This window comes from Arthrobacter sp. TB 26 (assembly GCF_000427315.1).
Lineage (GTDB): Bacteria > Actinomycetota > Actinomycetes > Actinomycetales > Micrococcaceae > Arthrobacter.
In genome coordinates this window covers 1-8,850 of the sequence record NZ_AUPJ01000004.1, presented here as the reverse complement: position 1 = coordinate 8,850, position 8,850 = coordinate 1, and the positions used below count along the sequence as shown (strand labels likewise).

Here is an 8,850-nt window from a genome sequence, read left to right as displayed (position 1 = left end):
CGCCGACAGCCTGCGCCAGGCGTCCGCGGCGGCCTCCTGCTCGGCTTCCTTTTTGGAGTTGCCCGAGCCGGAGCCGTAGTCGTTGCCGCCGATCCGCAGGATGGCTTCGAACGTCCGGGCGTGGTCCGGCCCGGAGCCCTCCACGGCGTAGTTGATCGTCCCGAGCTGGCGGCTGGCTGCCAGCTCCTGGATGCTCGTCTTCCAGTCAGTGCCGGCGCCGAGCGCGGCCGCGTCCTTGAGCAAGGGGCCGATCAGGCGCATGACGAGCTGGCGGGCGGTCTCGATGTCGTTGGAGACATAGGTGGCGCCGATGAGCGCTTCCATGGTGTCCGCGAGGATGGACGCCTTGTTTTTGCCCTCGGTGAGCTTTTCGCCCTGGCCGAGGTAGATGTACTCACCAAGTCCGATGCTGCGGCCGATGCCCGCGAGTGCCCGGGTGCTGACGACGGCGGAGCGGCGCTTGGCCAGGTCCCCTTCGGGCAGCGTGGGGTTGTCACGGTACAGCGCATCGGTGACCGAGAAGCCCAGGATGGAGTCGCCCAGGAACTCGAGACGTTCGTTGGTGGGTATGCCGCCGTTTTCGTAGGCGTAGGAACGGTGTGTGAGCGCAAGACGAAGCGTCCCGGCGTCAATAGTGACACCGAGACGCTTCAGAAGCTCTTCAGTTGAAGACATCTTAGTCAGCCAGTTGGCGGATTAGACGTCTGCGACCTTGCGGCCCTTGTATTCAAGGAACAGCGCGGTGCCAGCCGAGTCGGTAACGACCTTTGCCTGGTGCGGCAGGCTGTACGTAACCTGGCCGTTCTCGACAGTCTTCACCAGGTGGGGGGCGGTTGCCTTCCACTGGGAGCGGCGGGCGCGGGTATTCGAGCGAGACATTTTCCGCTTCGGGACAGCCACGGCTAACTCATTTCTCTCTAGTCCAACACTTACAAATCAGTTTTGCCGGTCAGGCTTAGCCAAGTCAGCTAGGGCAGCCCAGCGAGGATCTACCACCTCGTGGTGATGCCCCGGCTCGTCTTCCAGGCGAACTCCACATTCGGAGCAAAGGCCCTGGCAGTCTTCCCGGCACACCGGCTGGAACGGCAGCATGGTTACAACTGCGTCCCGCAACACCGGCTCAAGATCGATCAGATCGTGCTCGACTCGACGTTGCTCTTCTTCGTCTTCCTCATCCGAGAACACAGCGTCCTCGTAGAAGAAAAGTTCTTGCACATCGACCTCTTGGTCATACGCAAGGGGATCCAGGCATCGGCCGCACTCGCCAGTAACTTCGACGTGCGCGGTTCCTGATACCAGAATTCCTTCGTGTACGGCCTCGAGCCGCAGATCCAGCTCGACATCCGAGCCTTCCTGCACACCAATGAGCGCCACACCAAGATCACCTGGTGCGGGTACATGTTCTGTCAGCGTCCGCATGCTTCCCGGACTGCGTCCGAGGTCCTTGACGTCAAACACCAAGGGCGAACTAGCATCTCGTTTAATGAGAACTCCTGTTGAACATATGACCGACGTACTATCTTAGCCTGATCTTCCGGACGGACTCAAACCGGGGGCATGCCTGCGGTTCACACCGCACGCCGCTCCGGATTCGGGCCGCGCAACCGGCAGCAGGCCGCCGAGTACCGATCAAGCTTACCCTCTGTGCGGCTGGTCCTGGACCGGCTAGTCCGCGTGCAGCCGTTTCAGCACCGAGCGGGGCACGAACTCGGACACGTTGCCGCCCAGGGTGAACACTTCCTTGATCAGCGTTGAGGACAAGTGGAGGTAGTGGCTCTCCGCGGGCAGGAAGACGGTCTCGACGCCGGTGAGCTGGCGGTTCATCGTCGCCATCGGCAGTTCATAGTCAAAGTCGGAGGAGGAACGCAGGCCCTTGACGATGGCGGATACGCCGCGCCGGCGGCAGTACTCGGCGAGGAGTCCCTCCCCCACCGGCTCCACGACGATCCCGCGCAGGGACGCCAGCGTTTCCCTGGCCATGTCGATGCGCTCGTCAAGGGTGAAGCGGTATTTCTTGGCGTAGTTCGTGGAGACGCCGACGATGACCTCGTCGAAGAGGCCTGCGGCCCTGGCGATGACTTCCAGGTGGCCATTGTGGATGGGGTCAAAGGAGCCAGGGCATACGGCGCGTCTCATCCCCCGAACCTACCGTATTGCTGCCGCAGGCCGGGATAACATGGCTGAATGTCAGCATCGAGCATTCCTTTCACCGTGTCCGGGGGCGTGGTTCTCGTGACGGGGGCCGCCATGGGCATGGGCCGTCTGTACGCCCTGCGAGCGGCCCGCGAGGGGGCCGGCGTCGTCATTCTGTGGGACGTCGACGCCGACGGCCTGGCGAAGACGGCCGTCGAAGTGACCGCGCTCGGCGCGCGCGCCGTCGTCCGCCAGGTGGATCTTTCCGACCGCGCGGCGATTGCCGACGCCGCGGAGGCGTGCCGGGAGGAAGGCCCGCTGACGCTCCTGGTCAACAATGCAGGAATCGTCCGGGGGGCACTCTTCTGGGACCACCACCCGGAGCGGGACATCGCCCTGACCATGGACATCAACGCGCTGGCGCCCATGTACGTCACCCACGCCTTCCTGCCGGGCATGATGGGCGACGCCGGGCGGCCACGCCGGATCCTGAACATCGCCTCCGCCGCCGGCACCGTCTCCAACCCGAGGATGAGCGTGTACGCAGCATCCAAGTGGGCTGTGATCGGCTGGAGCGATTCGCTCCGGCTGGAACTCGAACAGCACGGCTACGGCCACCTCGCCGTGACGACGTTCTGCCCCAGTTACATCTCCACCGGGATGTTCGACGGCGCCCGCGGCCCGCTGCTGACGCCGCTGATGACCCCGGACGACGCCGTGGACCGCGCCTGGCGGGCCACCACCGCCGGTCGGCCGCAACTGATCGCCCCGGCGACCGCGCAGCTGGGCAAGGTCCTGCGCGGCATCCTGCCGGTGCGGGCCTGGGACTTCGTGGGCGGGAAGGTCTTCGGGATCTACTCCACGATGGACAAGTTCACCGGGCGGGGCGAGAAAGCGGGCTCCAAGTGAGCACCCCGATGCCGTTGCCGTGGCAGCGGACCGCGACCGGCGCCAACCTGCTCTCCCCCGACGGCACCCTCGGCGTCACGATCTTCGAGGAGATGACCACCCTCGCGCAACAGACCGGAGCCATCAACCTTGGCCAGGGCTTCCCGGACGAGGACGGCCCGGTGGAGATCAAGGCGGCCGCGCAGGCCGCCATCGCCGCCGGCGCCAACCAGTACGCCCCCGGGAAGGGCATCCTGGAGCTGCGGGAGGCGATTTCCCTCCACCAGGAACGTTTCTACGGCCTGGAACCGGACCCGCAGACAGAAATCATCGTCACCACCGGCGCCACCGAGGCCATCGCCGCCTCGCTGCTCGCGCTCGTGGGCCCGGGCGATGAGGTCCTCACCTTCGAGCCGTTCTATGACTCCTACGGCGCGATCATCGGCCTCTCGGGCGCCCGGCACGTCACCGCCCCGCTGCTGGCACCGGACTTCATGCCGGACCTGGCCGCCCTCGAGGCGGCGTTCAGCAGCCGCACCAAGGTGGTGCTGGTCAACAATCCGCACAACCCCACCGGCGCGGTGTTCCCCCGCGAGGTGCTGGAACGCGTCGTCGAGCTCGCCACCAGGCACGACGCCGTCATCATCACCGACGAGGTCTACGAGCACCTGACCTTCGGCGCCCGGCACATCCCGGTCGCCACCCTGCCGGGCGCCGCAGAACGCACCCTGACCATCTCCTCCGCTGGGAAGACCTTCTCCTTTACCGGCTGGAAGATCGGCTGGCTGAGCGGTCCGGAGCATCTGGTCGCCGCCGCCCGCACGGTGAAGCAGTTCCTGAGCTACAGCTCCGGCACCCCGTTCCAGAGCGCCATCGCGGCCGGGCTGGGACTGCCGGATGAGTTCTACGCCGGAATCGCCGATACCCTCCAGCTCAAACGCGACATCCTCAGCGAGGGTCTGCGGGCCGCGGGACTGGACGTCTTCACCCCGCAGGGAACGTACTTCGTCAATGTGGACACCGCCCCGCTCGGGATTTCCGACGCCGTCGAACTGGCCCGCCGGCTGCCCGCGCTCGTGGGTGTCGCGGCGATTCCGGTGCCGGTCTTTTGCCATCCGGAAGGCGCCGAACGCACGCGGAGCCTGCTGCGCTTTGCCTTCTGCAAGAGGATTGATGTCCTGCAGGAAGCCGCCGAACGGCTCGCGACCCTCCGCGACAGGCTCTAATGGCCGGCTCCCCCGCGGCCTCCCGCTTCCTGCGCACCACCGGCCAGCACGCCACGATCGAGCCGGATGCCTTCACCGAGGGCGGGTTTGTGCTCAGCATCGGCGGGGCGGAACAGTCGCACGTCAACCTCGCGGATCCTTCGGACATCTTTTACGAGTACCTGCGCCGGATCGGCCATGTGGTGGACCTCGCGGCACCGTGGGGCGAACCCATTACGGCCCTGCATCTCGGTGCCGGGGCGCTGACGCTGGCGCGCTACATCCAGGCCACCCGGCCGGGCTCCGTGCAGTACGCGGTGGAGCTGGAGCGGGAACTGCTGGACTTCGTGCTGCAGCAACTCCCCCTGCCGGACGGCACGGAGCTGCACACCCTCATCGGCGACGCGCGGGACTCCCTCGCCGAGCTCCCTCCGGACCTGCTTTTCGACGTCGTGATCCTGGACATCTTTTCGGGGCCCGAGGCACCGGAACACATCGCGTGCACCGGGTTCTACCTCGAGGCGGCCGCGAAACTCAGCCCCCGCGGGGTCCTGATCATCAATGTGGGCGATGAGCCCGGGCTCACGCTGGTCCGGAGCCAGGTGGCCGCGCTGCGCCGGGCGATGACCGACGTCGCCGCCTTCGCCGAGGCGGGCATGTTCAGCGGCCGCTATCCCGGCAATATCATCCTGGCCGGGACGCAGGGGCCGTGGCCCGAGGTCTGGACAGCGGCGCTCACCGCCCGCGGCCCGCACCCCGCGAAGGTGCTGTCCGGCGTCGGGCTGGACGTGCTCTCGGCCTAGGACCCAGGCCACCCGGTGCAGGCCCGCAGGAGTCTCAGCCGAATGCGATCTTGCGCAGCAGGACGCGGAGCTGATCCCGTTCGGGACCATCGAGCGCTGCGAGGGACGTATTTTCGGCTGTCCGGACAGCTGCCGCGGCCCGCTGATACAGCTCCATCCCGGCCGCCGTCGCGCGGATGACCTTGGAGCGGCGGTCGCGGGAGTCGGCAGCGCGGGACACCAGCCCGCGCTGTTCCAGCGTGTCAACCAGGGAGACAATCTGGCTGGGATCCAGGCGCAGGAAATCCGCGAGCTCGCGCTGGGATGGCTCCGAGCCGCCGCAGACCACTGCCAGGACCGAGTAGGAGCGCACCTTCAGATCCAGCGGGGCCAGCATGGCATTTGCGTGGGCGCTGCCCAGGGACCGGGCCCGCGCCGCCAGGAATTCAATTTCATCCACCAGGTCGCCGGCGAGAAGGCGGTCCGGGACGGCCGCAATGGCGACGCCTTCCCAGGGGTTCCCGACGTGCTGGGTTGATTCGGCCACAGGTCCTCGCAGCTTCCGGTTGGCTCCTCAGAGCGCTTGACAGCCTCAACGATACCGCCGGCCGCCGGCCCGCGGTGAATAGTTGAAAAAATTATCATTGACAATCTCAACTATATGGGTTGTCATTTACATACCTTCGGGGCTGCCCGTCAAGTTGTTTGCCTGGCAAGGTGCCCCGATCGTCTGATAACTCACCCCAAGGAAGTGGAATGTTATGAAGAGACTCACCTTTGCCGCCGTCGGAGTGGCCGCGGCACTGCTGCTCACCGGCTGCGGCAGCGGGTCGCCGTCCGGATCCACCTCGTCCGCCCCGGCCGCGGGAAGCGACGGCATGCGCAACATAAGCATCGGTGTGATCTCGATTGCCCCGTCCGCTGCCGTGAAGCTGGGCATTGATGAGGGCGTCTTCGCCAAGCACAAGCTGAACGTGGAGCTTCAGAGCGGCCAGGGAGGGGCGGCGATGCTTCCCGCCGTCTCCACGGGAACGATGAACTTCGCCGTGGGGAACCCGCTGTCCGTGCTCTTGGCCAAGAACAAGGGCTTGGACATGCGGATCGTCTCCGGATATTCGAACTCCCTGGCCACCGGCAACGACATCAATGGCGTCGTCGCCAAGGCGGACTCCGGCATTGCCTCGGCCAAGGACCTTGCCGGCAAGAAGGTTGCGGTCAACACCATCAATGCGCAGGGAGACCTGACCATCAAGGAGGTCGTGTCTAAACAGGGCGGCGATCCGAACGCGGTCAAGTTCCTCGAACTGCCGTTCCAGGACATGGGGGCACAACTGGCCCAGGGGAACGTCGACGCTGTCTGGGTTCCCGAACCGTTCCTCTCCAAGCTCCTGGGGGAAGGCAACAAGCTGGTGACCTACAACAACCAGGAGGCGCTGCCGGGCCTGCCCACCATGGTCACCTTCACCAGCGGCAGCTATGCCCAGCAGAACCCGCAGGTGGTTGCCGACTTCAAGGCGGCCATGACGGAGACCCTGGCCCTGGCGCAGAGCAACCCCGACAAGGTCCGGGCACTGCTGCCCGCGTTCATGACGATGCCGGAGGCGGTGGCCTCGAAACTGCGGCTGGAGGAATTCGACGGCAAGCTCAATGAACCCATTCTGGTCAAACTTGGCGAACTGATGGCCACGTACGGCATTGTGCCCTCGACGCCGGACGTGTCGGGCACGATCCTGAAATAGCGGCTCCCGGGTGACGGGAGGGGACGGCGGCGGGAGGTTCCGCCGTCGTCCCCTGTCATTTGCGGGGTTACTTGGCGGCGTCGTCCGCGTCGTCCACGCCGGCCACGCCGGGTTCGGCGAACCAGAGCTTCGTCTCCCCGTACTTCCGTTCGGCGAACCGCTCCATCCCGTCCGGCCAGGACGGTTCGGGGCTCCGGGAGGAGCGCTCGACGACGACGACGGCGCCCTCGGCCAGGTGCGGGAGCAGCTTGGCCAGCACCCCGGCCAGGGCCGGTTCGTCCAGGGGGTAGGGCGGATCAAGGAAGACGAGGTCCCAGCGGACACTTTCCTGGGTCCGTTCGAGGAACGATTCGACCTTGGAGCGGTGCACGGAGACCACCTTGCGCCCGGCGACGGTGTTGACCAGGTCCGCGTTGCGCTGGCAGACCTCGCTGGCTTTGCCGTCGAATTCCACCAGGTCCACGGACTGCGCCCCGCGGCTGGCACTTTCCACGCCGAGCGATCCGGAGCCCGCGTAGAGATCCAGCACGCGGGCATCAGCTATCACCTCGAAGGCGTCCAGCCGGGAGAAGAGCGCTTCCTTGACCCGGTCCGTGGTGGGGCGGGTCAGGGATCCGGGGACGCTGACCAGGGTGGTTCCGCCCGCGGCACCGGCAATGATGCGGCTCATGGCCGTGCCGCCAGGGATGCCTGGATGTTCTTAGCCGCGTTCAAGGAACGCCTCCTTTTCCGGATTGAGGTATTCGTCGATCGCCGCGGCGAGGCCGGGGTGGGCGGCCAGTGACGGGTCGCCGCCGACAATCTGCCAGGCGTCCTGGCGTGCCCGGGCGATCACGTCCTCGTGTTCCAGGACCCGCAACAGCTTCAGCGTGGACCGGCCGCCGGACTGGGAGGCGCCCAGGATGTCGCCTTCGCGGCGCAGCTTGAGGTCCTCCTGGGAGAGTTCAAAGCCGTCGGTCGTCGCCGCAACGGCATCGAGCCGGCGGCGGCTCGGGTGGCCGGGTTCCAGTGTGGTCACGAGCAGGCAGGTCCCCGGCAGCCCGCCGCGGCCCACCCGTCCGCGGAGCTGGTGGAGCTGCGAGATGCCGAAGCGGTCCGCGTCCAGGATCACCATGAGGGTGGCGTTGTGGACGTCCACGCCCACCTCGATGACCGTCGTGGAGACCAGGAGCTTGGTCTGGTTGGCGGTGAAGGACGCCATGGTCCCGGATTTCAGGGCAGGGTCCTGACGGCCGTGCAGCGGCGCCACGGCCACCCCCGCCAGGGCGGGTTCGTCCCGGAGCTGTTCGACGACGCCGGTCACGGACGCCAGTTCGCGCGCCCCGTTGTCCCCGTCGAGGTCAGCGGCGGACGGTTCGGCCTCGCCGGGACTGAAGTCACCGTCGTCGTCCGAGCCAATCTTGGGACAGACGATGTACACCTGGTGGCCGGCGTCGATCTCTTCCCGGGAGCGGGTCCAGATGCGCGAGGCCCACGCCGGGTGCTCCGCGAGTCCAACGACGTGGGTGGTGATCGGCGCGCGGCCGGCCGGAAGTTCGTCGAGGACGGACGTTTCGAGGTCGCCGAATACGGTCATGGCCACGGTCCTGGGGATCGGGGTGGCGGTCATGACCAGCAGGTGCGGGGGTTTGTGAGCCTTGGACCGGAGCACGTCGCGCTGTTCGACGCCGAAGCGGTGCTGCTCATCGACGACGATCAGGCCCAGGTCATAAAAGGACACGTTGTCGCTGAGCAGGGCGTGGGTGCCGATGACGATCCCGGCGGTTCCGGAGGCGGCGTCCAGCATGGCCTGTTTCCGGGCGGCGGTGGGCATGGAGCCGGTCAGCAGCGTGACCTGGACGGCGTCCGCGCCCAGGCCGCCCAGCATGCCGTCCCGGGACAGCGGCCCGAGCGTGCGGCGGATCGAGTCGAAGTGCTGCGCGGCGAGGACCTCGGTGGGGGCCAGCAGGGCGGCCTGTCCCCCGGCGTCAACCACCTGCAGCATGGCGCGCAGGGCCACGATCGTTTTGCCGGAGCCGACTTCGCCCTGCAGCAGGCGGTTCATGGGCGAGTCCTGGGCGAGTTCCGCGGCCAGGGTCTTGCCGACGGCGGCCTGGCCGGCGG

Annotated in this window: 11 protein-coding genes; 4 read left to right on the top strand and 7 right to left on the bottom strand. The window is 66.9% G+C overall.

The annotated features are described in order from the left end of the window. From rnc to coaD, 4 genes are all read right to left on the bottom strand, one after another. Positions 1 to 675 (bottom strand): ribonuclease III (rnc, locus tag K789_RS0100085; protein WP_024364963.1); only part of this gene is annotated, 675 nt, incomplete at its 3' end. A gap of 21 nt (positions 676 to 696) precedes the next feature. Further along, positions 697 to 900, bottom strand: coding sequence for a 50S ribosomal protein L32 (rpmF, locus tag K789_RS0100080; protein WP_009356569.1), 204 nt, complete (start codon positions 898 to 900; stop codon positions 697 to 699). Between the two features lie 36 nt (positions 901 to 936). Continuing rightward, positions 937 to 1,461, bottom strand: a complete 525-nt coding sequence (locus K789_RS24260; protein ID WP_084507086.1) for a YceD family protein — start codon at positions 1,459 to 1,461, stop codon at positions 937 to 939. A gap of 204 nt (positions 1,462 to 1,665) precedes the next feature. Next, a complete protein-coding gene (gene coaD / locus K789_RS0100065; protein WP_029704061.1) occupies positions 1,666 to 2,136 on the bottom strand; it encodes a pantetheine-phosphate adenylyltransferase in 471 nt (156 codons plus the stop codon). A gap of 48 nt (positions 2,137 to 2,184) precedes the next feature. Here coaD and K789_RS0100060 point away from each other — a divergent pair, with 48 nt between their 5' ends. Genes K789_RS0100060 through K789_RS0100050 form a run of 3 tightly spaced genes read left to right on the top strand, consistent with a single transcriptional unit; the run spans position 2,185 to position 5,029 of the window. Continuing rightward, positions 2,185 to 3,042, top strand: coding sequence for an SDR family NAD(P)-dependent oxidoreductase (locus K789_RS0100060; RefSeq protein WP_029704060.1), 858 nt, complete (start codon positions 2,185 to 2,187; stop codon positions 3,040 to 3,042). An 8-nt stretch (positions 3,043 to 3,050) separates the two neighbouring features. Further along, positions 3,051 to 4,247, top strand: a complete 1,197-nt coding sequence (locus K789_RS0100055) for an aminotransferase class I/II-fold pyridoxal phosphate-dependent enzyme (RefSeq protein ID WP_029704059.1) — start codon at positions 3,051 to 3,053, stop codon at positions 4,245 to 4,247. Next, positions 4,247 to 5,029, top strand: coding sequence for a spermidine synthase (locus K789_RS0100050; protein ID WP_024364958.1), 783 nt, complete (start codon positions 4,247 to 4,249; stop codon positions 5,027 to 5,029). The genes K789_RS0100055 and K789_RS0100050 overlap by 1 nt, the downstream gene beginning before the upstream one ends. Positions 5,030 to 5,063: 34 nt before the next feature. Here K789_RS0100050 and K789_RS0100045 read toward each other — a convergent pair whose 3' ends face one another. Continuing rightward, on the bottom strand, positions 5,064 to 5,555 hold the full coding sequence (locus K789_RS0100045; RefSeq protein WP_024364957.1) for a MarR family winged helix-turn-helix transcriptional regulator: 492 nt from the start codon (positions 5,553 to 5,555) through the stop codon (positions 5,064 to 5,066). Positions 5,556 to 5,769: 214 nt separating this feature from the next. Here K789_RS0100045 and K789_RS0100040 point away from each other — a divergent pair, with 214 nt between their 5' ends. Then, the gene (locus tag K789_RS0100040; protein WP_024364956.1) at positions 5,770 to 6,747 is read left to right on the top strand and encodes an ABC transporter substrate-binding protein; all 978 of its coding nucleotides are present in this window, start codon (positions 5,770 to 5,772) and stop codon (positions 6,745 to 6,747) included. Positions 6,748 to 6,814: 67 nt separating this feature from the next. Here K789_RS0100040 and rsmD read toward each other — a convergent pair whose 3' ends face one another. Continuing rightward, positions 6,815 to 7,417 carry a 16S rRNA (guanine(966)-N(2))-methyltransferase RsmD gene (gene rsmD / locus K789_RS0100035; RefSeq protein ID WP_024364955.1) on the bottom strand — a complete coding sequence of 201 codons (603 nt, stop codon included), beginning with the start codon at positions 7,415 to 7,417 and terminating at the stop codon, positions 6,815 to 6,817. A gap of 30 nt (positions 7,418 to 7,447) precedes the next feature. Beyond that, a partial coding sequence (locus tag K789_RS0100030) for an ATP-dependent DNA helicase RecG (protein ID WP_024364954.1) occupies positions 7,448 to 8,850 on the bottom strand: 1,403 nt, incomplete at its 5' end.